General features: G+C 61.0%; 25 protein-coding genes. 17 read left to right on the forward strand and 8 right to left on the reverse strand.

Annotated elements, in window-relative coordinates:
• Nucleotides 1-3: 3 nt before the first annotated feature.
• The 5 genes from LB556_RS25215 to LB556_RS25235 form a co-directional block, all read right to left on the reverse strand.
• Entirely contained in the window at nt 4-561 is a 558-nt protein-coding gene (locus tag LB556_RS25215) for a hypothetical protein (RefSeq protein WP_224570307.1), read from the reverse strand.
• A gap of 78 nt (nt 562-639) precedes the next feature.
• The gene (locus tag LB556_RS25220; protein ID WP_224570308.1) at nt 640-1,479 is read right to left on the reverse strand and encodes a hypothetical protein; all 840 of its coding nucleotides are present in this window, start codon (nt 1,477-1,479) and stop codon (nt 640-642) included.
• Complete coding sequence (locus LB556_RS25225; RefSeq protein WP_224570309.1) at nt 1,476-1,868, reverse strand: phage holin family protein; 393 nt, start codon at nt 1,866-1,868, stop codon at nt 1,476-1,478. Before LB556_RS25225 ends, LB556_RS25220 begins: the two co-directional genes overlap by 4 nt.
• Nucleotides 1,865-2,476: a hypothetical protein gene (locus tag LB556_RS25230; protein ID WP_224570310.1), complete on the reverse strand. Its 612-nt coding sequence runs from the start codon at nt 2,474-2,476 to the stop codon at nt 1,865-1,867. The genes LB556_RS25225 and LB556_RS25230 overlap by 4 nt, the downstream gene beginning before the upstream one ends.
• Nucleotides 2,477-3,001: 525 nt before the next feature.
• Nucleotides 3,002-4,039: a hypothetical protein gene (locus tag LB556_RS25235; protein ID WP_224570311.1), complete on the reverse strand. Its 1,038-nt coding sequence runs from the start codon at nt 4,037-4,039 to the stop codon at nt 3,002-3,004.
• Nucleotides 4,040-4,277: 238 nt separating this feature from the next.
• Here LB556_RS25235 and LB556_RS25240 point away from each other — a divergent pair, with 238 nt between their 5' ends.
• Both LB556_RS25240 and glf read left to right on the forward strand, forming a co-directional pair.
• A complete protein-coding gene (locus LB556_RS25240; RefSeq protein ID WP_224570312.1) occupies nt 4,278-5,450 on the forward strand; it encodes a glycosyltransferase in 1,173 nt (390 codons plus the stop codon).
• A gap of 2 nt (nt 5,451-5,452) precedes the next feature.
• Nucleotides 5,453-6,613: a UDP-galactopyranose mutase gene (gene glf, locus LB556_RS25245; RefSeq protein ID WP_224570313.1), complete on the forward strand. Its 1,161-nt coding sequence runs from the start codon at nt 5,453-5,455 to the stop codon at nt 6,611-6,613.
• 88 nt (nt 6,614-6,701) lie between these two features.
• On the opposite strand, the gene LB556_RS25250 is transcribed toward glf, so the two are convergent.
• The gene (locus tag LB556_RS25250) at nt 6,702-7,871 is read right to left on the reverse strand and encodes a beta-glucosidase (RefSeq protein WP_224570314.1); all 1,170 of its coding nucleotides are present in this window, start codon (nt 7,869-7,871) and stop codon (nt 6,702-6,704) included.
• A gap of 283 nt (nt 7,872-8,154) precedes the next feature.
• On the opposite strand from LB556_RS25250, the gene LB556_RS25255 reads away from it, so the two are divergent.
• Nucleotides 8,155-9,024 (forward strand): MBL fold metallo-hydrolase, encoded by an 870-nt coding sequence (locus LB556_RS25255; protein WP_224570391.1) that lies wholly within the window; start codon nt 8,155-8,157, stop codon nt 9,022-9,024.
• A 612-nt stretch (nt 9,025-9,636) separates the two neighbouring features.
• Nucleotides 9,637-9,813 carry a hypothetical protein gene (locus LB556_RS25260; protein WP_224570315.1) on the forward strand — a complete coding sequence of 59 codons (177 nt, stop codon included), beginning with the start codon at nt 9,637-9,639 and terminating at the stop codon, nt 9,811-9,813.
• Nucleotides 9,814-9,847: 34 nt separating this feature from the next.
• Here LB556_RS25260 and LB556_RS25265 read toward each other — a convergent pair whose 3' ends face one another.
• The gene (locus LB556_RS25265) at nt 9,848-10,276 is read right to left on the reverse strand and encodes a DUF1003 domain-containing protein (protein ID WP_224570316.1); all 429 of its coding nucleotides are present in this window, start codon (nt 10,274-10,276) and stop codon (nt 9,848-9,850) included.
• An 821-nt stretch (nt 10,277-11,097) separates the two neighbouring features.
• On the opposite strand from LB556_RS25265, the gene LB556_RS25270 reads away from it, so the two are divergent.
• From LB556_RS25270 to LB556_RS25310, 9 genes are all read left to right on the forward strand, one after another.
• The gene (locus LB556_RS25270; protein ID WP_224570317.1) at nt 11,098-11,901 is read left to right on the forward strand and encodes a GntR family transcriptional regulator; all 804 of its coding nucleotides are present in this window, start codon (nt 11,098-11,100) and stop codon (nt 11,899-11,901) included.
• Nucleotides 11,902-11,949: 48 nt separating this feature from the next.
• Nucleotides 11,950-12,936, forward strand: coding sequence for a sialic acid TRAP transporter substrate-binding protein SiaP (locus LB556_RS25275; protein WP_224570318.1), 987 nt, complete (start codon nt 11,950-11,952; stop codon nt 12,934-12,936).
• Nucleotides 12,937-13,019: 83 nt separating this feature from the next.
• The gene (locus LB556_RS25280) at nt 13,020-13,568 is read left to right on the forward strand and encodes a TRAP transporter small permease (RefSeq protein ID WP_224570319.1); all 549 of its coding nucleotides are present in this window, start codon (nt 13,020-13,022) and stop codon (nt 13,566-13,568) included.
• 15 nt (nt 13,569-13,583) lie between these two features.
• Complete coding sequence (locus LB556_RS25285) at nt 13,584-14,858, forward strand: TRAP transporter large permease (protein WP_224570320.1); 1,275 nt, start codon at nt 13,584-13,586, stop codon at nt 14,856-14,858.
• Between the two features lie 193 nt (nt 14,859-15,051).
• Nucleotides 15,052-16,263 (forward strand): amino acid ABC transporter substrate-binding protein, encoded by a 1,212-nt coding sequence (locus LB556_RS25290; protein ID WP_224570321.1) that lies wholly within the window; start codon nt 15,052-15,054, stop codon nt 16,261-16,263.
• A 31-nt stretch (nt 16,264-16,294) separates the two neighbouring features.
• Nucleotides 16,295-17,158 carry a branched-chain amino acid ABC transporter permease gene (locus tag LB556_RS25295; protein ID WP_224570322.1) on the forward strand — a complete coding sequence of 288 codons (864 nt, stop codon included), beginning with the start codon at nt 16,295-16,297 and terminating at the stop codon, nt 17,156-17,158.
• The gene (locus tag LB556_RS25300) at nt 17,155-18,102 is read left to right on the forward strand and encodes a branched-chain amino acid ABC transporter permease (RefSeq protein ID WP_224570323.1); all 948 of its coding nucleotides are present in this window, start codon (nt 17,155-17,157) and stop codon (nt 18,100-18,102) included. The genes LB556_RS25295 and LB556_RS25300 overlap by 4 nt, the downstream gene beginning before the upstream one ends.
• A complete protein-coding gene (locus LB556_RS25305; RefSeq protein WP_224570324.1) occupies nt 18,099-18,833 on the forward strand; it encodes an ABC transporter ATP-binding protein in 735 nt (244 codons plus the stop codon). The genes LB556_RS25300 and LB556_RS25305 overlap by 4 nt, the downstream gene beginning before the upstream one ends.
• A 68-nt stretch (nt 18,834-18,901) precedes the next feature.
• On the forward strand, nt 18,902-19,564 hold the full coding sequence (locus LB556_RS25310) for an ABC transporter ATP-binding protein (RefSeq protein WP_224570392.1): 663 nt from the start codon (nt 18,902-18,904) through the stop codon (nt 19,562-19,564).
• A 76-nt stretch (nt 19,565-19,640) separates the two neighbouring features.
• On the opposite strand, the gene LB556_RS25315 is transcribed toward LB556_RS25310, so the two are convergent.
• A complete protein-coding gene (locus tag LB556_RS25315) occupies nt 19,641-20,537 on the reverse strand; it encodes a GntR family transcriptional regulator (RefSeq protein ID WP_224570325.1) in 897 nt (298 codons plus the stop codon).
• 166 nt (nt 20,538-20,703) lie between these two features.
• On the opposite strand from LB556_RS25315, the gene LB556_RS25320 reads away from it, so the two are divergent.
• From LB556_RS25320 to LB556_RS25335, 4 genes are all read left to right on the forward strand, one after another.
• Nucleotides 20,704-21,756: an ABC transporter permease gene (locus tag LB556_RS25320; protein ID WP_224570326.1), complete on the forward strand. Its 1,053-nt coding sequence runs from the start codon at nt 20,704-20,706 to the stop codon at nt 21,754-21,756.
• Nucleotides 21,753-22,538: an ATP-binding cassette domain-containing protein gene (locus tag LB556_RS25325; RefSeq protein WP_224570327.1), complete on the forward strand. Its 786-nt coding sequence runs from the start codon at nt 21,753-21,755 to the stop codon at nt 22,536-22,538. Before LB556_RS25320 ends, LB556_RS25325 begins: the two co-directional genes overlap by 4 nt.
• An 88-nt stretch (nt 22,539-22,626) precedes the next feature.
• Nucleotides 22,627-23,547, forward strand: coding sequence for a sugar ABC transporter substrate-binding protein (locus LB556_RS25330; protein WP_224570328.1), 921 nt, complete (start codon nt 22,627-22,629; stop codon nt 23,545-23,547).
• 70 nt (nt 23,548-23,617) lie between these two features.
• Complete coding sequence (locus tag LB556_RS25335; protein ID WP_224570393.1) at nt 23,618-24,643, forward strand: zinc-binding alcohol dehydrogenase family protein; 1,026 nt, start codon at nt 23,618-23,620, stop codon at nt 24,641-24,643.
• Nucleotides 24,644-24,910: the final 267 nt, after the last annotated feature.

Below are 24,910 nucleotides of genomic sequence, written 5' to 3' on the forward strand. Positions count from 1 at the left end.
GGCTCATTTGTTGCAGTTCTGCATGTTCGACGTTGTCGCGCCGGTGGCGGTGTTGTTGTCGATGTCGTTGCCTGCTGCATCCTTGCAGCGGTCAGTCATGCCGTTCGACGAATCTGTCGAATTTGTTGTGTTCGGGTCGGCGGGTGTTGCCGATCCGCCAGACCCAGAGTTAGTGCTGGTGCCAGAGCCGGTGCCATTGCTGCCATTGTTGCCACTGTTGGTGCCGGACGTTGAGCCTGAACCGTTGGAGCCGGTGCCGTTCGACTGTGCCGTGGCCGACGTGGCCAGAGCGATCACGAGCACTGTGGCGGCGAGAAGTCTGGTAATCATGGAAGGTTCTCCTTTGGGTTGGTGTGCTGCCTCCACGTAACCAGCCGTTTTCCGATATGTTCCCAGTAGAACCGTCTTCAGCGAAATCTCGCCGGACGGGCTTTTAGCCGGTAGACCGATGACTGGTACAGGTTCTTTCGTAACGCCATCTTTGACCAAATGATCGCTAGCGTCGGAACACGCCCCAGGCATCGCCGAAATGAAAACGCTCGGCACCAGGTCGGCTGCCAAGCGCTTTCCGTGTACATCTGAATTACTGTCGTTCGGCGTCACATAAGACCGTTGTGACGTCACCGTCAGTGTCCCCGGCTAGGGTTTTTCCTTCGAAGCAAGAGACACCCGTTCCCGTACGGATTGCTCCGTCGTGTCGGCCGCGGACTTGACCATTCCACCAATCTGGTCGGCCACCGTGCCTGCCTGTGTGTCCGGCCGTTCAGCTTCCTGCTTGATCGTCTCATAGACGTCCGCGGCAACCTGCTTGGCCTGATCGAGGCCTTGCTCGAGCGCGGTTTCCGAGGTGTTGCGAAGCTTCTCTCCGTAGGCCCCCAGTTGCACATCTTCCATTGCCGTATGGGGCAGCATGGCGCCTATCGCTGCGCCGATGGCGAGACCGACTGCCGCAACGGCGAGGGGCTGATCGTTCAACAGTTCCTGTGCCGAGCGGCTGGCTTTCGCAGCCATGTCACCGGCCGTCGATCCCGCGCTGGCGGCGTTGCTCGTCAATGCTTCGGCGGCGTCGGTTGCCCCGCCTGATATGGCTGCACCGACGCTGCTTGCTGTCGAGGAGAGCGATTCGGCGGTTCTGGAGAGCGTGCTGGCCATGCCGCCATCCTCCGCCTCGTCACGCCCATCGGGCGGAGTAGGCGCCGCGTAACCGGCCGGGACGCGGCTGCCGTTCGATGGACCGCTGCCCAGCATCAGCCAAGCCAGACCCGCGCCCACCATGGTCACGGGCAGGGGATTGTCCCTTACCTGCGTCCTCAGATTGTTGAGCATGACCGAACTCTCTCCTCCGGAGAAGATGCCGGTGAATTCGTCCAGCAATTGTCCCGGTGTCATTTTGCCTCGAATGGATTCGGCAGTTTCCACCACTCTGGCGCGCGCGGCCTCCGCCTCGCGTTCGAGTTCGGCTGCGGATTTCTCGGTCATCTCACTTGTTCCTTGATCACAGCCGCGTCGCGCCTGAGCTGTTCCTGGGTTCGCTCGGGAGTAAGTTCGGAAGGCGCCATGCTTGCCATCCCGGTGCGCAGCAGAATGACGCCCAGAATTGCCACCACCACGCCTACCAACAGGGACGACCACCCGGCGCCCAGCCCTGCCCGCGCCAATGCTATCACGAGTGCCTGGAGCAGCACGAGCAGAGCCGCGAGCAGGCAGATGGCCCCGCCCAGCACCTCGGCGGCGCCAGCTCCCGTCTTGGTAAGTTTCTCAGAAAGCTCCGCGCGCAAAAGCCTCGCTTCGGTTTGCACCAGCGTGGTGGCGTTTTGGGCCAAGTCGGTCACCAGTGTGGCGAGGCTGGGATTGTCTTGCGTGTTCATCTGTCTTGCTCCGCGTGCTGCGTGGCCGGATCATCAACGCCGCCGCCGAATCCTTTGGTTCCGTCGGGCGACCAATCGGCAGCTTCGCCGGTCTGTGAGTTGGCCTCACTGGAGGCACTCCGGGACGCCTCGGGGCTTTTCGGCGGGGAAGCCTTGATGAACCGACCCAGCGCCAATCCGGCCAATACGGACCCAGCAAGCAGGACGCCGGGGTTTTGCCGGCCGAAGGACTGCACATCCTCAAGCACCTGGCTGAACGGCTTTTTTGCCAGCGAGGAGGAAAGCCGCTCCAGGCCGCCGGCGGCGTCCAACGCAAATTTGGATGCAGTCCTTTCATCATTGTTGGCCAGGTGATCGCTGGCCGCGCGCATGGCACCGCCCAACGCCGCCAAGCTCGATCCGATGTCGCGCTGCGTCTCCTCCGCCTTGTCTGAAATAACCTGCCTGGCTTCTGTCGCGTAACCGCCGGCCTTGCGGGTCAGTTCGTCACTGGCGTCGTGAAGCAACTCGCTCGCACGCTCTTTTTCCCGACCGAGCCTGTCTGAAACATCGCTTGCCGCCTTGTCGAAATCGGCGGGTCTACGGTCCTGGCCGTCATTACTTTGCATGGGTCACCTAGTGAAAACCGAGGAAGGAGAGGATCGCGAGCACGACAACGACGAGGCCGATAAGATAAATGACACTGTTCATGGGCACGTTCCTCCATGCAGCCCAACTTCGAGGAACCTGCGATGTTCCGACGACGACGAGCTTTTTGCGATCCGAGAGCAATGCTGGGAGAATTGGTCCGGAGCGCCGCCAGCGTCATCTGGATGAACTGGCCCGGCGCGAAAGTCCGCTCTGTGCACGAATGCCTTCCAAGTCGATTCCACCGACCCACCGCCAAAGGGCGCTTCAGAGAAATCGCGTGACCAGTGTAGGTCCGGTACGGCCCAGCTTGCCTACCCGAATATCAGGACCGCAATGACCGCCATCCTATCGACCCGCTGGCCAGTCGTACGCAGCGCTGGGCAATTGAATTGACCGAGCAGAAAAGCATCAGCGGCACGGACGGCGACGCTGCTTTCGGCCCTTGTTGTCGGCGGAACTGCAAGAGGAGACGGCGTTTCAGCACGCCGGCCGGCAGCAGGGGATCATGCTACCTTGGAAAACAGGGCTATGTCACATCTGGCCAAGCCATAGCGCCACCGATGATCGGTCGCGGCAACCCGGCTCTGGTAAAACAGGGAAAGCTGGCTGCCTTCGATCATCACCGTTGAATGACCATTCTCGCCTGGCTGGCCTGGTTCGAGCACCGGTCCTATCGACACGTAAGGTCCAGCAACCTCATCGGCGATGGCGAAAAACACGCGCTGACGGTTCCCGCGAAGGCCGTTTGGAAGAAAGCAAGTGGCGTTCAAAAGCACTCGGCCATCCGGCAGCTCGACCAACTGCGCACCTTCAATGCCCCACTCATAGTCGGGATCCTCTCTCGTGTTGTGATGAGGAACCTCAGCATGGTCGAGGATCTTGCCGATCCGCTTCCATGGCCCGAACCACGAGTCGGACTGGCTGCGTGCGAGATAGATGTCGGGCTGTGGCACCCTGTTGAATTTCGGCATGGCCGAGTAAACGAGATAGCGTTTGCCACCAATGACGGCGGGGTGCGGATCGTAGATGCCATCTTCCTCCGTGTCGGGGATGGCAAGGATGGCCGGGCTGAGAACCACCCAGTGGAAGCCGTCGTTGGAAACTGCATGCTCGCAGCGGCCGCCGGATTTCATGAACTCGGTCTGGATGAACATATGGAACACGCCAATTTCGTGGATGACGCCCGGAGCCGCGACGCCCGTCCCGTTGATGGGAAGCTCGATCGCTTCATGCTCGGTCCAAGGCCCATAGAGGTCGGGGGCCGTCGCGTGCAGGATCCTCCACGTCTCGGTTGTCACCGTGCCGCTTGAGCCGAAGACATGCCAAAGCCTGCCATCGAAAACGGGACATGGGTCCTTCAGGTCATCCACGCTTTGCGGATGGAACAGCGGAAACACGTTGGTATCAAAGTCGATCTTCATCTTAGCCCCGGAATTCGCCCTTGCCTCCGGCCCACCCAAATGGCGCAGGCGAATCAAGTCGATGTCCTGCGCATTATAGCCAGCAAGTTCAACGCAAATACGGCAAAGGCGGTTCTCCACCAGCGACCCCGGCCTGCACGGTTTTGATGGCCAGCCATGTGGGACAGGCAGTCTGCCCAGCGCAGCCACAGCTTGAATTCCTCCAGTCCAAAGCGGCGACCGAGCCTCTCCATTTCACCTTGGAACAACTCACCCGGATGAAAGTTAGGAGCTGGAACAGAAGTTTAGCTTTTCTTGGTCGACGACTAACAAATGTTAGTCACAACATAAATGGCCGTCTATTAAAAGGAAAATCTCGATGGAAGCAGCCTTTGGCAGGGTGACCGCCAGTAAAAAAGATGTCCGGCAAGATCTACTGGTTTGCTTCTCTCATTTAAGATGGAATTTTGTCCATCAACGCCCACAGCATATCCTCACTCTCGCGTCCACGAAGCAGGCAGTGATCTACTTTGAAGAACCTGTTTTCGAAGACGTGCCGCAGCCGCTGATGCGGACGAGCGAGGCCTCGCCAAACATTCTAATTGTGGCACCAGTGCTCCCGCTCGGCACGTCGGCTGCGAAAGCAGATGCCGTTCAGCGAAGATTTGTGCAGCAGACAATTTCTTCAAGGCCGCACAGGCGGCTGATCGCTTGGTATTACACGCCAATGGCTCTTCGCTTCACGGCGCACCTCGAGCCGGACATATGCGTCTATGATTGCATGGACGAACTCTCTGCGTTCAAGAATGCGCCACCCGAATTGCAGCAGATGGAAAAGGCACTTCTGCGCCGCGCCGATCTCGTGTTCACAGGCGGCCTAAGCCTGTTCGAGAACAAGCGTCATTTGCATGACGCCATCTATCCCTTCCCGAGCAGCATCGATGTGAATCACTTTCACAAGGCCAGGAAACCGGGCAAGGACCCAGCCGATCAGGCCGGAATTCCTCACCCCAGGGTCGGATATTTCGGCGTCATCGACGAGCGCCTGGATGTCGATCTCGTGGCCCAGGCGGCGGAGACCATGCCGGACGTGCATTTCGTCATGCTCGGCCCGGTAGTCAAGATCGACCCCGCCTACCTGCCGCTGGCCGAAAACCTTCACTGGCTAGGCGGGAAATCCTACCTCGACCTGCCCGACTACCTGCGCCATTGGGATGCCGGCTGGATGCCGTTCGCACTCAATGAAGCGACCCGGTTCATCAGCCCGACCAAGACGCCGGAGTTCCTGGCGGCGGGCCTGCCGGTGATCTCGACGGCGATCGTCGACGTGGTGCGCAGCTACGGAGCTGCCGGACTGGTGGAAATCGCCGACAGCGGCGACCTGGAAGCCAAGCTCCGTTCGGCTCTTTCCCGACCGCGTCGGATGCTCCTGCAAGAAGTCGACGTCTACCTTGCGGACAGTTCCTGGGAGCGAACATGGAATGCCATGGCGGCTCACATCGAGCGCGCCCATGAGCGCAAGAAGGTCGTCCCCCTTCGCAGGAGCGCATAGCCATGTTCGATTGGCTGGTCGTCGGGGCGGGTTTTGCCGGCAGCGTGCTTGCCGAAAGAATAGCCTCGCAGCGTTACGAGAGCGTCCTGCTGGTCGATCGCCGCGGTCATGTCGGTGGCAACGTCTACGATTGCTACAACGAAGCCGGCATCCTCATCCACCGCTACGGGCCGCACATTTTCCACACCAACAGCCAGGCGATCGTGGACTACCTGTCGCAGTTCACCGGGTGGCGGTCATACGAGCACAGGGTGTTGGCGGCGGTGGACGGGAAACTCGTCCCCATCCCAATCAATCTCGATACGATCAACCGTCTTTACGGACTGGATCTGAACTCCGCGCAGTTGGAGGATTTCTTCGCCTCGCGGCGCGAGACGGTGGAGGACGTTCGCACGGCCGAGGACGTCGTTGTCAGCACCGTGGGACGCGAGCTCTATGAGAAGTTCTTCCGGGGCTACACAAGGAAGCAATGGGGCGTCGATCCCAGTCAATTGAGCAAATCAGTAACCGCACGAGTGCCGACCAGGACCAACCACGACGACCGCTATTTCAGCGACAGCTTCCAGAAAATGCCGGCCGGCGGGTACACAAGGATGTTCGAACGTATGCTCGATCACCCGAACATCAAGATCATGCTGCAGACCGATTTCCGCGAAATTCGCGAGAAGATTCCGTTCAGGCGCATGATCTATACCGGCCCAATCGACGAGTATTTCGGGTGGCAGCTCGGGCATCTTCCTTATCGCTCGCTCCGTTTCGAGCACGTTACACTGGACAGCGAGCAGTTTCAGCCGGTCGCCGTCGTCAATTATCCGCAGACGCAAGATTACACTCGCATCACGGAATACAAACATCTCACCGGCCAGCAGAACTCGCGGACCAGCCTGACCTACGAATATCCTACTGATATCGGGGACCCTTACTACCCGGTGCCGCGAGCCGAAAACGAAGCGCTCTACAAGCGCTATGAAGCACTCTCCGCAACCTGTCCGGACGTGTGGTTTGTCGGCCGCCTGGCAACATACCGCTATTACAACATGGATCAGGTGGTCGGACAGGCTCTGGCTACTTTCGCTCGCATCCAAAAAAGCGTCCCGGAATGGGCAAGCCCGAGAAAGACGTTGGCGGACTTGGCAGTAAATTCCCCTGCACACGGGGGCTAAAGGTAGCTGGGAACCCGCAAAGAACTCATCCAACACCGCAAGGCGGGACCCAGGACAGGCGCCCGCCCGCCATGTTGCCGGCACACCTTCAGCGCGTCCGCTCCAGCGCGAACAGGTCTTGCTGGCGGACCAGCTCGTTCGCGACAGGCTGACGGAGGCGCCGCATGCCATCCGCATGGACGACCGAAAACAATCCCACCTCCGCATGGCGGGAGTTATCCCATCCGGGATAAGCGGTTACCGGGTACAGGCAAATACCCTCGATCGGCGCTTCAAGCCTCATCGCGGCACGCACCTCATCGCAAACGTAGTGGAGCCAAGCCGGCCCGCCGGATCCCTCCGAGCCGGTCTCGGCGATGAATATCGGCTTGCCGTATCGATGAGCGACCTCGATCAACATTTCCGACAGCGCGCGGTACTCGTGGTGTCCCATCGGAATGGTCGGCCCATTTATGTACCATTGATTGTGCGGATAAAAGTTCAAGCCCACGGCATCGACAACATCCTCGCTCCCGCCCAACTCAGGTTCAACGCGGCCCAGCAACATGTCGTAAGCCTCGAACTGTCCCAATCGGGCGTTTTCGGCCCGGCGCCGTTCGCCCAAGGTCCGGTCGCGAGGAGCGATATGGATGAGCGGCTCGGCCCAGACAAATCCGCATGCCGGGTCGACCTCCCGCATTGCACGAACACCCGCGATGGCAGCCTTGACGAGATGCCGCTTGAACCATCCCCGTTTGTTCGGCCCCACGCGCGGGAAATAGCCGACCTCAACAGCCCAGGCGAAGAAGGATATCTCGTTGATCGGACACAAAAGAGGCGATGTTCCGGTGATCGAACGATGAACCCTCACGGCCTCCGCCGCAAACGCGGCATAGGCATCGATAAAATGCATCGAGCCCTGATTGACGTGGTCTGGGGATCCATAGTGAAAGATATCCCAGATGACCTGGACGCCTGCCGTTTGGGCTGCCTCGACCATAGGCGTCCAACTTGACCAGTCGTAGGTTCCGGGAGCGGTTTCGATCAGGTGCCAGCGCAACCCGTCCCGGATGGTGCGAAGGCCGAGTTCGGCGCAGCCGCGGTAGTCGCCCAGGGCATGCAAACTGTGCGAGGTCGCATGGATGAGGTCGAGGCGAGCGCCGTCCTTGCGCCGATGCGAGGAGCACTCGAAACCCGCCATGAAAAAGCTGACAAAGCGCGACGCATCGCGAACCGAGGCACCTGCCTCCCGCACCTCCGTGCGTCCCGCTTGGTTCATTCGAAGTCCTCTATGGCGGCCCGCTTCGCACCCGACCGGCTTGGCGAAATGCCGCATCCGATCGGGCAGGCCTCCCCATTGCTCGGCCCAGCAGACCCCGCGTCCTGCCTGACCGGGTAGTGCCAAACCGATTGGCCGAGGCTTTGTTCCGGTGTCGACGGCCCGGGAGCTGGGCGGCAAATGGCGAAATCAGGAACAAGGAGGCTCGAGCCAAGTTCGGGGCGATGCAGCACCCGCGTCGCTTAACTCGACCGGCTCGGCAACAACAGAGGTACGGGACCACATGACCGTTCAAATTCGACTTTCCGATATCGACCACGCCAGGCGCGAGGATCGTGGCGACGGTTCTTGGAGCATCGCACCGGATCTGGGTTATCTGCGACTGGCAATCGTCAATGTCGTGTTCTTCGGCGCACCGGGCAGCGGAGATCGAAAATGGGTACTGATCGATACGGGGTTGCCGACCTCCCGAAGCAGCATCCTTGCTGTCGCGGAAAAGCGCTATGGAACTGGCGCACGGCCGGCTGCGATCATCTTGACGCACGGCCATTTCGATCACGTGGGAACGGTGCAGGACCTGGCGAACTCGTGGGACGTGCCCGTCTTCGCGCACCCGCTCGAGCGCCCCTATTTGGACGGGACCACGTCCTATCCGCCGCCGGACCCTTGGGTTGGGGGTGGACTGATGGCGCTGCTTTCGCCGCTCTTTCCACGCGGGCCGATCGATCTTGGTAGCCGTCTGGAACCTTTGCCGGGCGACGGGTCGATCCCCGGAATGCCGGGATGGCAATGGCTGCACACGCCAGGACACGCCCCGGGCCATGTTTCCCTTTGGCGCGAGGAAGACCGCTCGCTGATCGTAGGGGACGCTTTCATCACCACGGGCCAAGAGTCGGTCTATGAGGTCGCCGTTCAGGATCTCGAGATGCACGGTCCGCCACGCTATTTCACGCCGGACTGGGACGCGGCGGAAAGATCCGTGAAGCGCTTGGCCGCGCTGAAGCCACAGATGGTCATCAGTGGACATGGGGCGGCGGCTGCGGGCGTGGGCATGCGTCAAGCTCTTGACAGGCTGGCTGATCGGTTCAGGGAGTTCGCCGTGCCGCCGAAAATGAAATTCGTGCGCGAGCCGGCAACGGTTCCAAATAGCTGAGCCTGTGCGAGCGCAGCGCTGTGCCGCGGCTCTCAAGCTCTGTCAAAAAACGCCGGCTTTGCCGCTCGGTCCGGTCAAGGCGGGCCGCGGCGAACGAAAGCCGGAGGCACCAATTGGAGCATTCGTTGGGCGGCGGGCGACACCGCACGTATCTTGAATTCTGCGTCAGGACAGGACGTCAGATGGAAAACGCGAAGAACGCGTGCCCTCACGACGCGCCCTGTCCGAGATGCGTGGCACAGCCGCTGTTGTTGCCATCCACCCGCACGTCGGCGCACTCGCTGCCCTGGATACACGCGGCCGACATTTGTGATCGCGACACAGCAACCATCAAGTGCCGGATACAGGATGCGAGGGCGAGATTGACTGACCTGTCGGGTGTCCCGGCGGCAGCCACCCCTGAGAATCGAATTGACGGTGGACTACGCGCAGTGGTGTTCCAACCGGCTTCATGGCAGTATCTCTGTATGGTCGGCAAAGTCAGGGAGCCTGTCAGGCAACCGTTCCTCACTTGCCCGGCTAGCCGATAGCTCAACCGCAGCCTTGTTGTGCATGACAGGGAACCATGAGCGGTCCGCCAAGTTCGACCCTCGGATAACTCGGGTTCCCAACATGGAAGAAATCGGCAAGGCGCAACAGAAGGCCACAGCCCGTCTCATACGTCAGTGGATTGCATCGGACGCCAGCCGCCGCCAGCTCCGCCGGTTGCTGGATTTGCCGACAGACGCGGACATGCCCCACGAGTATCGGTCATTGCTCGACGAACTCGACCGAAAGCTCGACGAATAGTGCATGCTTGCTTGCAGGGCGCAATCCGGAAGCCTCAAGGTTTCTCCTGATCTCCAGAAGCTTCCTGGATGTCCGTCATCACCTGCCGGGGATCGACGTTCGCGGCCAGTTGCGGCAGTTCCTCATCGGCCGGTGTCGAGACATTCAGACGGTCCGTCAACGCCGCCACCATTTCGATAAGCCGCGTGGTTTCGTGCTCGTTGAGAAGGCTGATCTGCAGGTCCAACTCCGCTCGGCGCTCGCTGTGTTCGGCCATTCTGTTTTGGTTGATCAGCACGAAAGTGGACAGGAAGATCGCCTCGACCGAGGCGACCATGGCCAAGATCACAAAAGTCGGGTCCCAAGCTGGGATGGCGGGTAGCAGGCCAAGGTTCGCAAGAATCCAGGCAACGAGAAGCACGAGATGCAGATAGGCAAAGGGCATGCTTCCCGCGAAGCGCGAAATGGCGCCGGCAATTCGCACCTGAACGCCTTGGTGCTTCTCCTGTTGTCGCCTGTGCTTGACCAAGGCCTGTATGTTCTGGTGAAGGACCGACTGCATGTCGGCGGGATGTTGATCGCTCATCTTAGAAGCCCGGTTCGGCGGCCAATGTCATCAGGGCGTCGCTCACCGCCCAGCCCGCACGTCCGGCGAGGCTGCACCGCCTGAACTCGTCGGCTCATGGTCTGGGTCGCGGCTGATGGCCCCTTGAGACGAGAAGTGACGTCCTGCAATCGTGTCCAGCATGGCGACCACCGCCTGGGGCGCTCCGATCAACCACATTGGCGGCGCCCTCGACGACGTCGAGGAGGGACACTGCGACGCGCGCATGCAGATGTCGTGCCTCTTCTCGGAGTCGAACAGCCGGAGCTTCGGTCCATTTCTGTCGAACGCCATGCCAACGCCTGCCAGCAACCGTTGCCCGCTGCCCTCCGTGGCTAACCTTCGAAGTGGCGGCATGTTCCACTGGAGACGACGACGCTTTGTAGCCGGCTCAGACGGTAAGCTCTCTATGATCATGGGACGCGGCGATAGCACCTGCCCAAACACGCCCGCTAACTGGCTCATTTCGCGCCGACGGCCGGGGTGACTTGGGAGCGCACCTTGCACCCCAAGGCCGCGTAGGCTGCATCGAAGCGGCGCGTCGCTAGGAGCTCCAGCAGCCGGCGATTGTTGAACCAGTCGACCCATCCGGTGCGTGCCTTGTGCCGCCCTAGCTTTAGGCGGCAACTGCTTTGAGAGTATTGCAAGACCAATCTAGTATGTTAGATATGTCAGATTGCGTCGACCGGATTGGCAAGCGAATGGGCACCGAGTTAACAGGGGAGCGATCCGAGGCGGTTGCCGCGCCTGGTCGGCCGCCGGCTGGTCTCTCCAGCCAGCATGGTGTGGCGTTTTCCGACAGTGCGCAGAAGATCGCGACCGCGGTTCACAGACAACTGCGCGGCGATATCCTGTCGCTTGCTCTCAAGCCCGGCACGATGGTTTCGGAAAAGGAACTTTCGGTCTGCTACGGGATCGGCCGAACGCCGGTTCGAGAGGCGCTTCTGCGCCTTTCCGACGAAGGCCTTGTCGAGATCGTACCGAAATCCGGTACCAGGGTGACGCGGATTCCGGCATCACGTCTGCCCGAAGCCATCCTGGTGCGCAAATCACTGGAAGACATCACCACTCGGGCTGCGGCCGAAAGCGCCAGCGTCAGCGATCTGATGAGCCTGCGCATGCTGATCCAGCGCCAGCAGGAGGCCGCGGACCGGGCGGACGAAGCCGCATTCCATGCCGCGGACGAGGCTTTTCATGGCGAGATCGCCCGGGCGGCGGGCTATCCCGGCATATGGTCCCTGGTCCAGCAGGTGAAAACGCAGGTCGACCGCTATCGACGCCTGACGCTGCCGCAGCCAGGAAGAATGGCCCGCGTGCTGAAGGATCACATGGCCGTCCTGGCAGGGCTTGAAGCCCGCGATGCCCCCGCCGCCGCGGCGGCGATGGCCGCGCACATCGACCAGTTGAGGCTCGATATCGGGGCCATTCGCTCCGTCTATCCGGACTATTTCACCGACGAGATCGATGCCGACGGCAAGTGGAACGCAAGGGAGGCCGCCGGCTAGGCGAAATCTCCGGGCAACCGGATCGGTTTAACACAGGGAGGAACCGTCATGACCACGAGACTTTTCAGATGGACCATTGCCGCTTTCGCGGTGGTCGCGGCGTTCGCCACCGGACCGGCATCGGCCGAAACGGTGCTGAAATGGGCGCATGTCTATGAGACGGGCGAACCCTACCACATCCAGGCGCTGTGGGCCGCCGACGAAATCGCCAAGCGCACCGACGGCCGCTACAAAATCGAGGTGTTCCCGGCCTCGCAGCTCGGCAACGAGAACCAGATCAACGAGGCGCTGACGCTGGGCACAGTCGACATGATCTATACCGGCGTCGCCTTCGCCGGGTCGATCTATGGTCCGCTGTCGATGACCAACGCGCCATTCATCCTGCGCGATTTCAACCACTGGAAGGCCTATCGCGATTCACAGCTCTTCCAGGATTTGGCCAAGGGCTACGACGACAAGACCGGCCACCACATCGTGTCCCTGACTTACTATGGCCAGCGCGACGTGACGGCCAACAAGGAAATCAAGGAACCGGGGGACATGAAGGGCATGAAGCTGCGCGTGCCACCGGCGCCGCTGTTCAAGATGTTCACCAAATCGGTCGGCGCCAATGCCACCCCGATCGCCTTTTCCGAAGTCTACCTCGCCTTGCAGCAAGGCACGGTCGACGGCCAGGAAAATCCGCTGCCGACTATAATGGCCAAGAAGTTCTACGAAGTGCAGAGCCATATCATGCTGACCGGCCACATCACCGAATCGTTGGTCACCATCGTCGGCGGCCACGTCTGGAGTGCGATGAGCGATGAGGACAAGAAGATCTTCACCGACGTGCTCAAGGAAGCCGCTTCACGCTGCACCGATCAGATCCGCACCCAGGAAAACGAGCTCGCCGACAAGTTCCGCGCCATGGGCAAGACGGTCGTCGACGTCGACCGCGAGGCCTTCATCAAGGCGGCGCAGCCGCTGCACAACGACCCCGACTCCGGCGCGGTCTGGACCAGGGAGCAATACGACGCCCTGCAGGCGCTGAAGTAGTCGCTGATTGCGACCCCGGGAGACGGCCTCGCCTCCCGGTTCCCCCGGCCGCGAAGCCGTGGCACAGGAACAAGGACATCGCCATGACGGAAGAAGGCCTGGACGGCGCGCGTATTCGTGTCTCCGAGGAGGAGCCCGATCCAGCGATCGAGCATCATATCGAGGACTGGCTTGCCTTCGCCATCTTCTGGGGCATGGCGATCATCGTTTTCCTGCAGTTCTTCACGCGCTATGTGCTGAACAATTCGCTGGCATGGACCGAGGAGATAGCCCGCTATCTCCTGATGATCATCACCTTCGTCGGCGCCGCGGTAGCCATGCGGCGCGGCACGCACATCTCCGTCGAAGTGGCGCACATGTTCTTGCCCGCGCCGGTCGTACGGGTGCTGAGCTTTGTCATCGACGTGCTGGTGCTTGGCTTCGTCGGGCTGCTGTGCTGGTTCTCCATCTCGATCACGCGGCTCATGCAGATCCAGACCATGACCGTGTTTCCGTGGCCGATGAGCATCGTCTATGGCGGCATCGCCATCGGCTGTTTCCTGATGCTATGGCGCGCCACCGGTCGCTTCATCGCCGGCGCCAGGCGAGGCTGGCGTCCTGACCCGAACCTCTCAGAACTGATCATCGATTAAGGCCGGACAAAAAACATGTGGCTCCTGTTTCTTGCCTTCTTTGCGTTGCTGCTGATCGGCGCGCCGATCTTCGTCGCCCTCGGCGGTGCCTCGCTGGTCTACACGGTGTTCCTGTCGAACATCCCCGATTTCGTGGTGCTGCATCGCATGGCCGGCGGCGTCGACTCCTTCCCGCTGCTGGCGGTACCGTTCTTTATCCTCGCCGGCAATCTGATGAACACGGCCGGCATCACCAACCGCATCTTCGACTTCGCCGCCTCGGCTGTCGGCTGGCTGCGCGGCGGGCTTGGCCATGTCAATGTCGTCGCCTCGATCATCTTTGCCGGCATGTCGGGAACCGCGGTGGCCGATGCCGGCGGACTTGGCAACATCGAAATCAAGGCGATGCGCGACCATGGCTACGACCATGAATTCTCGGTCGGCATCACCGCAGCGTCCTCCACCATCGGCCCAATCATACCGCCATCGCTGCCGATGGTGGTGTTCGGCGTCATGGCGAACGTGTCGATCGGTCAGCTCTTCACCGCCGGCATCATTCCGGGGCTCGTCGTAGCGGTGGCGCTGATGCTCTATGTAAGTTGGTACGCACGTCGCAAAGGCCTGGGCCGCGACCAGTCGTTTCGCTGGCGTGCCCTTGGGCGTGATTTCATCCGCGCGATACCGGCATTGCTGACCCCCGTCATCATCATCGGCGGCATGACCTCAGGCGCCTTCACACCGACCGAAGCGGCGGTCGCCGCTTGCGCCTGGGCACTGATCCTCGGCATTTTCCTCTACCGCTCGCTCACCTTCAAGCAGTTCTACCGCATCACGCTGGAGACAATCGAGACGACGGCGAGCGTGTTGATCATCGTCGGTGGCGCCTCGCTGTTCGGATGGGTGCTGACCACGACGCGAGTCACCGAACACGTTGCCGCCGGGCTGCTATCGATCACCGACAATCCGCTGCTGCTGCTTTTGATCATCAACGTCATCCTGCTGGTCGTCGGCTGCTTCATGGAAACCATCGCCGCGATCTCGATCCTGGTTCCGATCCTGATGCCGGTGGTCACCCAGGTCGGCATCGACCCGGTCCAGTTCGGCGTCATCATGGTGCTCAACCTGATGATCGGCCTGCTGACGCCGCCGGTTGGCATGGTGCTGTTTGTTTTGTCTCGCGTCGGAAAGCTGTCGTTCGATCGAACGGTGATGGCGGTGCTGCCGTTCCTCATTCCGCTCCTGATCGTTCTGGTGGCGGTTTCGGTCATCCCGCAATTGACGCTGTGGCTGCCGACAATGTGGTATCGATGACCTGTCCGGCGACCGGCTCGCTCCGCTTCGCGCGCTAAACGAATGTTGTATCGTCCCTCTTGCCCCGCGGCGCTTAAACTCCAGTTTCAGGCTTTAGCCAACGGCTTTCCGAACGGCTTTGGTTGATAACGCGACGAGCTTGCGGCTTATTGCCGGTGGCATAGCAAAAAAAGACGCTTAGGGAGGAGACACCATGTCAAACAGAATGCTTCATCTGGCCGGCGCCTTGCTGGCTGGCGTGGCCTTCGCATTTTCATCAGGCGCGGCACGCGCGGACGACATCGTGCTTGGCGCATCGGTGCAATTGACCGGCGCCTCGGCCAACACCGGCCGCTACTACAAGGACGCCTACGAGTTCGCGATCGACAAGATCAACGCCGCCGGCGGCGTCTCCGTGGGCGGCGAGAAACGCAAGCTGGCGCTGAAAATCTACGACAACCAGTCGGACGTGAATTTGAGTGTGCGGCAGTACACGCAGCTGGTCTCGCAGGACAAGGTCGCTTTGCTGCTCGGACCGTTCGCGTCGAATTTCGCGCTGGCCGATTCCGCCGTGTCGGAAAAATACCAGATACCGATGGTTCAGGGGGGCGGCGCATCCGACCAGATCTTCTCGCGCAAGTTTAAATACATATTCGGCACACTGGCGCCCGCAAGCAATTATTTTGGCTCGACGGTGAAGATGCTGAAGGAACTCGATCCGGCACCAAAATCTGTCGCACTTCTCTATGCCGATGATGCTTTCGACGTCTCGGTAGCGAATGGTACGCGGCCATTGCTGAAGGATGCGGGGCTGACGATTGCCATGGACGAGAAATACAGTTCCAACGCCAGCGACTTCAATTCACTGCTGTCGCAGATCAAGAGCAATGGCGCCGAGGTGGTTCTGGTCGCCGGCCACGAAACCGAGATCCTCAATTTCGTGCGCCAGGCGAAAAGCCTTGCTGTGGCGCCAAAACTCTACTCCTTCACCGTCGGCGTGCCGAGCGAGGATTTCCGCAAGGCGCTGGGCGCTGACGCCGACTATGCCTTCGGCATGACCGCCTGGCTGCCTTCTGCGAAGCTGAAGGACAAATGGTTCGGCGATGCCGCTACTTTCGCCAAGGACTATAAGGCGAAATACAACTACGATCCCGATTACCACGCCGCGTCGGGCGCGGCCGATGTCGAGGCACTGGCGCAGGCGATCGAGGATGCCGGCGCCACTGACCCCACCAAGGTGCGCGATGCGCTTGCCAAGCTCAACCTCGACAGCCTCTACGGCAAGATTGCCTTCGCCGAAAACGGCCAGATCGACCTGCCCCAGACGGTGATCCAGGTTCAGGGCACGGAGCTCAAGGCGATCTATGGCGCCAACGGTTTCATCGAGAAGCCGAAATATCCGATGCCAGCCTGGGACAAGCGCTAACCTGTGACAAGTTCAGGCTGAGGGGTACAGCGTGGATCTGCTGGCGCAAATCCTGATCAACGGCATCCTCCTGGGCGGCCTCTACGCCATCATGGCGCTCGGGCTCGCCCTTGTCTGGGGCGTGCTCAACATCGTCAACCTGGCGCATGGCGCCTTCATCATGCTGGGCGCCTATCTGTCCTGGCATCTCTACACCTATCTCGGCATCGACCCGTTCCTCGGCCTGCCGATCACGGCCATCATCATGTTCGCGCTCGGCTATGCGGTGCAGCGCGGCCTGCTCAACCTTGTGGTGCGCGGGCCGATGTTCAACACGTTGCTGATCACCTTCGGGCTGGAGGTGGTGCTGACCTATCTGGCACAGCTTACCTTCTCCGCCGACTTCCGCACCATCAACCCGCCCTACGCCGGCAACAGCATCGCGCTCGGCCCGGTCGTACTGCCGCAGGCGCGACTTATGGCATTCGGCGTCGCCATCGTGCTGACGCTTGCCATGTGGGCTTTCCTGCTGCGCTCCAAGCTTGGCCGCGCCATCCGTGCCACCGCGCAGAACCTCGTGGCGGCAAGGCTTTATGGCGTCGAGCCGCGTCACCTTTATGCCGTGACCTTCGGCATCGGCATCGGACTTGCAGGTGCTGCCGGCGGGCTTTACGGCACGGTGTCGCAGATAAATCCCTATATTGGCGCGGCATTGACCGCCAAATGTTTCGCCATCGCCATTATCGGCGGACTGGACAATCCGTTCGGCGTCCTGGTCGGGGGGCTGTTCCTCGGCATCATCGAGTCACTGGCGGTGCTTTATATCGGGGCGACTTTCGCCGACGTGGCAAGCTTCGGCGTGCTGGTCGCCGTGCTGATCGTGCGGCCGAGCGGCCTGCTGGGCAAAACCGCATGACCGCCCTGCGCATAGTCATCGCGCTGGTCGTGATCGCGGCGCTCGCCGCCGTGCCGAGGTTCGGTTCGGACGTGCTGGTCCAGTTCGGCATCAACGCGCTGCTGCTGGCTGTTTTGGCGCAAGGCTGGAACATCATCGGGGGCTATGCCGGCTATGCCTCGTTCGGCAATTCGGTGTTTTACGGCCTTGGCAGCTATGGAGTCGCCATCGCCATGGTCCAGTGGGAACTGCCCTTCGCCGCCGGGCTGGTGTTCGGCGTGGCGCTGGCCGTCGTCTTCGCTTTTCTGCTCGGCCTGCCGGTGCTCAGGCTCAAAGGGCACTATTTCGCGATCGCGACCCTGGCGCTGGCGCAGGTCATGATCGCCATTGTCTCTAATATCGAACTGGCCGGCCAGAATATCGGCCTGGTGTTGCCGCCGCTCAACAACGACCCATTGTTCTACGAACTGGCGCTCGGGCTGCTGGTGCTGACGACGCTGACCATCTTCTGGCTGACACGGAGCCGCTTTGGTTTCGGGCTGATCGCCATCCGGGAGAATGAGGAAGGTGCTGCCGTCATGGGCGTCAACACCACGCTCTACAAGGTGCTCGCCTTTGCCCTCTCCGGCATATTCAGTGCACTCGCCGGCGGCATCCACGCCTATTGGATCACCTTTCTCGATCCCGAAAGCGCCTTCGACATCAGCCTCAACGTCAAGATGATCATCATGGCCGTTTTCGGCGGGCCGGGCACCATCCTTGGCCCTGTCGTCGGCGCCTTCACCCTTTCAGCAGTGTCGGAAGTCCTGTCGAGCGAGGTGACCAGTGTCGCCGGCCTGTTCTTCGGCATTGTGGTGGTGGCGGCCGTGGTGCTGATGCCGCGCGGGCTGGCCGATGTGGTGCGTCGTTTCCGCAAGTCGGGATGGCGCTATTTCATCGAGAACATCCGAGCGAACCGCATATGAGCCCGATCCTCGAAATCAGCCACGCTACGCGCCGCTTCGCTGGGCTGATCGCCGTCAACGATGTCTCCTTCACGCTCGACGAGGGTGAGATCCTAGGCGTCATCGGCCCTAACGGCGCCGGCAAGACGACACTGATCAGTCTGATCAGCGGCACGCTGGCGCCGAGTTCCGGCGATGTCATTTTCGCTGGACAGCCGATCACAGGGCTGCCTGCGTTCCGGCGCGCGCGGCTTGGCATTGGCCGCACATTCCAGATCATGCGGCCCTTTCCCGGCCTGTCGGTGCTGGACAATGTCGCCGTCGGCGCGTTGTTCGGCCACGGCGGTGGCGAAGGCGATCTCAACCGCGCGCGCGAAAGGGCTCGCGGCTACCTCGACTTCGTCGGGCTTGGCAAATCAGTCGATCAACGCGCCGACGAACTTGGCGGCCCTGGACGCAAGCGGCTGGAACTCGCCAAGGCGCTGGCCATGCAGCCAAAGCTTCTGTTGTGCGACGAGGTGATGGCGGGATTGAACCATGTCGAGATCGACGAAGTGATCGACGTCCTCCGCAAGGTGCGCCAGCAGGGCATTTCCATCCTGGTGATCGAACACGTCATCAAGGCGATCAAGAGCCTGTCGGACCGACTCCTGGTGCTGCACCATGGCGAAAAGATCGCCGACGGCGCTCCGGATGCGGTGCTCTCCGACAAGACGGTGGTCGAAGCCTATCTCGGCAAGAGGCGCGCGTGAGTGCCGCGGCGCAAAAAGGGCAAGCGCCGCTGCTGAAGGTCACCGACCTTGGCGCGGGTTATGGCGGCATGCCGGTGCTGCACAAGGTTTCGCTGGAGGTCCACAAGGCCGAGATCGTCGCCCTGGTCGGCGGCAACGGCGCCGGCAAGACGACACTGCTTCGCGCCCTGTCGCGTGTAATCGCCGCCACGGGAAAGATCGAATTCTCCGGCCGGGACCTGGTGCCGATGACCTCCGACGAGGCGTTCGCATCAGGGCTCGTGCAGGTGCCGGAAGGCCGGCAATTGTTCGACCGCATGACCGTCGAGGACAATCTCCTGATGGGCGCCTACCGGCGCAGCGACAAGGCGGCCGTGGAACGTGACCTCGAGCGCATGTACGGCCTCTTTCCCCGGCTCGGCGAGCGCAAGCGGCAGCTTGCCGGATCGATGTCGGGCGGCGAGCAGCAGATGTGCGCCATGGCGCGCGCACTGATGGCGGCACCCGTCCTGCTGATGATCGACGAGATGAGCCTTGGCCTGGCGCCGGTCGTGGTCGAGCAGTTGATGGCGGTGCTAGCCAGCATTCGCAACGAGGGCGTGACGATCCTTCTGGTCGAGCAGGACGTGCATCTGGCGCTGTCTGGCGCCGATCGCGGCTATGTCATGGAAACCGGCCATATCGTGCATCAGGGCGAGGCCAGGGATCTCATCGACGATCCGGAAGTCCGCCGCGCCTATCTGGGGCTTTGATCCCGGTTGGTCTTCCGCCATTCGGCACAGGAAAGCCTGGCCGGTGCAAAGCCTGGCCGGTACGCTGCGGTTTCGATCATTCCTCAAGTGCAATCAGTGAACGCATCAGCGTTGCCTTTGCCGAAGCGAGATGCGTTCGGCAGGCTTTTGCAATCCGAGCGGAGTTTCGGCTTTGGAGTGCGTCGATATAGCCGATATGCTCAAGGAGCGCTGCCTTGTTGCGCTGCTTTTCATCCTTCTTGTTCCATTGATAGTGATAGTGAAAAATGAAGCTGATGATATCATAGAAATCATCGATGAAGCGGTTTGGCGATGCTTCGTTTATCAGCCGGTGAAATTGGTTGTCCAGGCTGGAGAAGTCATGAAAACGGGTTTCGATCTGCTCAAGCAACTCGGTGTGTGCCAGCTTTAGTGCGGCGAGCTTTATCCACAAGGGAGAATGGTCGGGCTGTTGCGAAAACAGGTGGGCCGAGCGCAGCTCAAACATCACCCGAATCTCGAACAGCTCAAGTGCGAATTCTTCGGTGAATCCCTTGAAAAGCCATCCTATATTTGGCCTTTTCTCGATAAGTCCAAACCGGCTGAAGCGGATGAGAAACTCGCGAATTCCGTTGGTCGCAACCCCGAACTGCCGCGCCAGTTCGAGCTCGTTGATGCTGGTTCCGGGTCGCGTGTCGCCGCGCAGCATCCATTCCATGAATTGTTGTTCGACATGCTTGGCGCGTGGCGTTGTTTCAGCGTCCGGATAGTAGTCGTTGTCGTTGACCGCACGGCCCGTCGCCCTGAGGCCATCACGCTCAGTTATGAGATCGCGGTGAACAAGTTCTCGCAGAACCTTCCTGACGGTCGTGCGGCTGACGCACATTCGCCGTCTCAGCTCGTTTTCCGAGGGAAGTTCACCGGCCAGTTGTCCATCGCGCAGCATACTGGCGGCACGGTTGAACGCCTTCTTGTAGACGGTATCGGTTCGCATCCGACCTCTCCCAAACAAGACCTTGTTCTTTCTAGCATGAACTTTATCCATAAAAAACAACTTGACCCAACCATTCCGGTTGTTTTTTATCGATAAGGAGAGGAACCGAATACGATCTGAGTTTTGACGACGCGGCTGCACCAGGCCTCGGCGGGGAGGGAATCTTTTGCCTGAAACAGGGAACACCGGCACCACCATCGGCGAGGCCGCATTGACAGCGTCCAGGAAGCAAAACGCCGTTCCCGGCCTTGCGCTTGGCCTGATGCTGCTGAGCGCTGGCCCGGTCGTCATCTTGGTGTTGCTGATAATCGTCCTCAGCTTCCTGTCCCCGTATTTCCTGACAGGACGCAATCTCAGCAACATCCTCGCCCAGACTGCCGTCATCTCCGTGGTTGCGATGGGACAGCATCTGGTCATCCTGACCCGCGGCATTGATCTTTCCGTTGGCTCGAACCTGGCACTAGCCTCCGTCGTAGGTGCCTTGAGCTTCCATGCCGGCGCCCCTGCCCTCGTGGTGATTGCGGTGATGGTTGGCTGCGGTGCGGCAGTGGGCGCCATCAACGGGCTCTTCTTCGTCTTCGGCCGGCTACCGCATCCATTCATCATCACACTAGCCACATTGAGCATTGCCAAGGGGTTGGCGCTCCAGCTGGCCGATGGGCGCGCCATCCCCGGGATGCCGGATTCGATAGATGCGCTTGGACGCGAGGCGGTCTGGGGTCTGCCTGGGTCGGTCTTTGTCGTTGGAGGTGTTGCCGCGGTTCTTTTCGTCATGGCCAAGACGATGGTCTGGGGGCGCTGGATTTATGCCGTAGGCGGCCGGCCGGACGCCGCCGTGCGCATGGGCATTCCCGTGTCCTGGGTCCTGGTTTCGGTCTATGTGATCTCAGGGCTGTGCGCTGGCATTGGCGCCGTCATCCTTACCGGGCGAACCGACGCCGGATCGCCGTTGTTCGGCAATCTGCTTGAACTGGATACGATCGCGGCGGTGATCATCGGCGGCGCCAGCTTTCTCGGCGGCCGTGGCCATCTCGGCCATGCCCTAATCGGCGCCCTCATGATCGGCGTCATCCGCAACGCGCTCAACCTGCTCAACGTCAACGTCTTTTTCCAGCTCATCGTCATCGGCGTGGTCATTGTCATAGCGGTCGAGTCCGACGTGCTGCGCAATTACCTCGAAGGGCGTATGCGTGTCATGCAGGCCGGGAGGCAGTCGTGAGCGCCGTTGCAGTCAACGCAGATCGCGTTGTCACCGCCGACCATCCCGTGCTGGCGGTTCGCGGGGCCACCAAACGTTTCGGTTCAGTTCTGGCGCTGGACGATGTCAGCATCGAGGTACGAGGCGGCGAGATCGTTGGCCTGCTCGGCGACAATGGCGCGGGCAAATCGACGCTGACCAAATGCATCAGCGGCGTACACCAACTCGATGCCGGCGCGATTCTCCTGGACGGTGCGCCGACGCAGATACGCTCCCCTGCGGATGCACGCTTCGCCGGCATCGAGACCGTCTACCAGGATTTGGCTCTCTTCGACAATCTGACGCCCGGACAAAACTTCTTCGCTGGCCGCGAACTGGCAGTCCCGCAATGGCTTCCGCGCGGCCTGCGATTTCTTCAGCAGCGCAGGATGGACGCCGAGACCCGTGTTCTGCTGGCAAATCTCAAGGTGACGCTGCCGCGGCTGGATGCCGTCGTCGCTATGATGTCGGGCGGACAAAGGCAGGCAATCGCCGTCGCGCGCTCGACCGTGTTCGCCCGAAAAGCCGTAATACTCGATGAACCGACCGCAGCACTTGGCCTGCGTGAATCGCGGCAAGTGCTCAATCTGGTCGCCGCGCTGCGCGACCAGGGCAACGCCGTCATCCTGATCACTCACAACATGGAGCATGTCGTCGAGCTCGCCGATCGCGCCGTGGTGCTTCGCCAGGGCCGCAAGGTCGGCGAACTGGTACCGACCAAGGACAACAAACAGGAACTGGTATCCATGATCGTCGGGGCCTGATCCGTTCGAGATTTTGGGGACCGTTGCGGTCCGCAAATGCCTGAAGCGTCTCCCGCCGGGAGGCGTCTCAATTCAAGGGAGGAATGGAATGCCAATCAACTCAAAACTGTTCGCTGGGCTGGCGATCGCTGTCGCTTTTGCGATGCCGGCTTCGGCCGCCGACAAGATCAAGGTCGGTCTGATTACGAAATTCCCCGTGCCTTTCTACTCGACCATGGAGGATGCCGCCAAGAAATACGCGGCCGCCCACCCGGAGATCGAACTGGTCACCGGACAGGGCCAGGCGGCTACCGACATCGAGGGCCAGATCGCCCTGATCGAGTCCATGATCACGCAAGGCGTGAAGGGCCTGGCGATCACTCCGGTCGATCCGACGGTTGCGCCTGCGCTCGACAAGGCGGTCGCCGCCGGCATCAAGGTGGTTCTCGTCGACAACAGCATTCCCGACTGGAAAGGTCAGACAGCACTGGTCTCGACCAACAACCTCAATGGCGGCAAGATCGCCGGAGAGTACCTGAAGACCGTGCTGAAAAGCGGCGACAAGATCGGCATTCTGCAAGGTGTCCCCGGAGTCCCGGCTCTGGATGACCGGGTCACCGGCATGATGGAGGGTCTCGGCGACGTCAAGGTCGACGTGGTCGGCAAGGGCGCAACCAATTGCACGCTCGAACTTGGCACGTCAGTGACCGAGGACATCCTGACCGCCAATCCCGATCTCAAGGCGATCTATTCGGCCTGCGGTCCGCCTATCCCGGGGGCCGTCAAGTCGATCAGCAATGCCGGCATCGCCAACGGCAAGATCATCCTGGTTGGCTTCGACGCCTGCTGCGGTGAGATCGAAGCAATCAAGTCGGGCGCGGAAGATGCCAGCGTTGCACAATTTCCGGCAAAAATGGGCGAGCTTGGCATCGACACTGTTGTCAAGGCGATTCGTGGGGAAACCGTGGAGGCCAATGTCGATACCGGCGCCGGCCTGGTGACGCTGCAGAACGTCAAGGACTTCGAGTAGGCCCACACCTTGGCCCGGCGGCCATGCCAGCCGCCGGGTTCTTTTTGAACATTTCAGGACGATGATCCGCATGAAAACGCTCGTGTGCCGAAAGCCCGGCGAATTGAGCTTCGAAGATCGCCCGGAGCCCGGCTCGCCAGGCCCCGGATGGGCGGTGGTCAGCATCAGTCATGTCGGAATCTGTGGAACCGACTACCACATCTTCGAGGGTAAGCATCCATACCTCACCTACCCACGGATCATGGGCCATGAGGTCTCGGGAACTGTTGCGGCAATCAACGCGCCGGTGGAGATCGCGGTCGGGCAGCAGGTCCTGGTCAATCCCTATCTTGCCTGCGGAAATTGTTCGGCCTGTCGACTTGGCAAGCCGAACTGCTGCGTCGCGATCGAGGTGCTTGGCGTCCACCGTGATGGCGCCATGAGCGAGCAGATCCTTGTGCCGGCGCAGAATCTGATCCCGGCGACGGGCCTATCGCCGGTCGAGGCTGCCACGGTCGAGTTTCTGGCCATCGGTGCTCATGCGGTTCGCAGATCCATGGCGGGTCTGGGCAATCGAACGTTAGTCGTCGGCGGTGGGCCAATCGGCCTTGGTGTCGCGCTTTTTGCGCGCATCGCGCAGCAGGATGTGACCGTCATGGACATCGATGCCGAACGGCTGGCCTTTGCTGGCAGCCGATTGGGATTCGACGTGATCGACGGGTCGAACGGTTCGACCGCCGAAGCGATAGCCGAGCGAACCGCCGGTAGCGGTTTCGATGTCGTCTACGACGCAACGGGAAATAGCCGTTCTATGCAGTCTGCCTTTGCCTATGTTGCGCATGGCGGCGTCATGGTGATGGTCAGCGTCGTACAGGACGACATAACCTTCTCGGATCCAGAGTTCCACAAGCGGGAAATGATGCTGATCGGCAGTCGCAACGCGACGCACACCGACTTCCAGCACGTCATTGCCTCGATCCGCGCTGGAACAATACCAATTGGCCGACTCGTCACCCACCGCACGACCCTGCGCGATAGCCCACGCGACATCGCGATCTGGGCGCAGCAGAAATCCGGTCTGATCAAGGCCGTCATCGACATGACGGAAGCTGGCTGACTTCAGCAAACGCGACGCCTTGGCGGCGGCTATTGCCGTTGCCAATGCGACTGTGATGAAGTAGCGCGCGTCGGCTTCGGCTTCAAGCGGGCCGCCCGGGCAAGCGCTACGGACTCGGCCAATGACCGCTGGCAACAAAGGCAGCCAACGCGTGCAGGAATGGTACGGCGACAGCGAGTGACCGCGGACTTCCGGGTGCCTTGCAGAGTTCCTTCGCAATTTGCATGGCGTCCGAGGCGGTTCTCGTTGCGGAGGCTTCGCCTGCGA

The organism is Mesorhizobium sp. ES1-4 (assembly GCF_020164745.1).
GTDB lineage: Bacteria > Pseudomonadota > Alphaproteobacteria > Rhizobiales > Rhizobiaceae > Mesorhizobium.

What these genes read in the sequence shown, in the direction of transcription:
- LB556_RS25220 (WP_224570308.1), bottom strand. Translation starts at nt 1,479, where the DNA reads ATGACCGAGAAATCCGCAGCCGAACTCGAACGCGAGGCGGAGGCCGCG.
- LB556_RS25225 (WP_224570309.1), bottom strand. Translation starts at nt 1,868, where the DNA reads ATGAACACGCAAGACAATCCCAGCCTCGCCACACTGGTGACCGACTTG.
- LB556_RS25230 (WP_224570310.1), bottom strand. Translation starts at nt 2,476, where the DNA reads ATGCAAAGTAATGACGGCCAGGACCGTAGACCCGCCGATTTCGACAAG.
- LB556_RS25240 (WP_224570312.1), top strand. Translation starts at nt 4,278, where the DNA reads ATGGAAGCAGCCTTTGGCAGGGTGACCGCCAGTAAAAAAGATGTCCGG.
- glf (WP_224570313.1), top strand. Translation starts at nt 5,453, where the DNA reads ATGTTCGATTGGCTGGTCGTCGGGGCGGGTTTTGCCGGCAGCGTGCTT.
- LB556_RS25250 (WP_224570314.1), bottom strand. Translation starts at nt 7,871, where the DNA reads ATGAACCAAGCGGGACGCACGGAGGTGCGGGAGGCAGGTGCCTCGGTT.
- LB556_RS25255 (WP_224570391.1), top strand. Translation starts at nt 8,155, where the DNA reads ATGACCGTTCAAATTCGACTTTCCGATATCGACCACGCCAGGCGCGAG.
- LB556_RS25260 (WP_224570315.1), top strand. Translation starts at nt 9,637, where the DNA reads ATGGAAGAAATCGGCAAGGCGCAACAGAAGGCCACAGCCCGTCTCATA.
- LB556_RS25270 (WP_224570317.1), top strand. Translation starts at nt 11,098, where the DNA reads ATGGGCACCGAGTTAACAGGGGAGCGATCCGAGGCGGTTGCCGCGCCT.
- LB556_RS25275 (WP_224570318.1), top strand. Translation starts at nt 11,950, where the DNA reads ATGACCACGAGACTTTTCAGATGGACCATTGCCGCTTTCGCGGTGGTC.
- LB556_RS25280 (WP_224570319.1), top strand. Translation starts at nt 13,020, where the DNA reads ATGACGGAAGAAGGCCTGGACGGCGCGCGTATTCGTGTCTCCGAGGAG.
- LB556_RS25285 (WP_224570320.1), top strand. Translation starts at nt 13,584, where the DNA reads ATGTGGCTCCTGTTTCTTGCCTTCTTTGCGTTGCTGCTGATCGGCGCG.
- LB556_RS25290 (WP_224570321.1), top strand. Translation starts at nt 15,052, where the DNA reads ATGTCAAACAGAATGCTTCATCTGGCCGGCGCCTTGCTGGCTGGCGTG.
- LB556_RS25300 (WP_224570323.1), top strand. Translation starts at nt 17,155, where the DNA reads ATGACCGCCCTGCGCATAGTCATCGCGCTGGTCGTGATCGCGGCGCTC.
- LB556_RS25305 (WP_224570324.1), top strand. Translation starts at nt 18,099, where the DNA reads ATGAGCCCGATCCTCGAAATCAGCCACGCTACGCGCCGCTTCGCTGGG.
- LB556_RS25310 (WP_224570392.1), top strand. Translation starts at nt 18,902, where the DNA reads ATGCCGGTGCTGCACAAGGTTTCGCTGGAGGTCCACAAGGCCGAGATC.
- LB556_RS25315 (WP_224570325.1), bottom strand. Translation starts at nt 20,537, where the DNA reads ATGCGAACCGATACCGTCTACAAGAAGGCGTTCAACCGTGCCGCCAGT.
- LB556_RS25330 (WP_224570328.1), top strand. Translation starts at nt 22,627, where the DNA reads ATGCCAATCAACTCAAAACTGTTCGCTGGGCTGGCGATCGCTGTCGCT.
- LB556_RS25335 (WP_224570393.1), top strand. Translation starts at nt 23,618, where the DNA reads ATGAAAACGCTCGTGTGCCGAAAGCCCGGCGAATTGAGCTTCGAAGAT.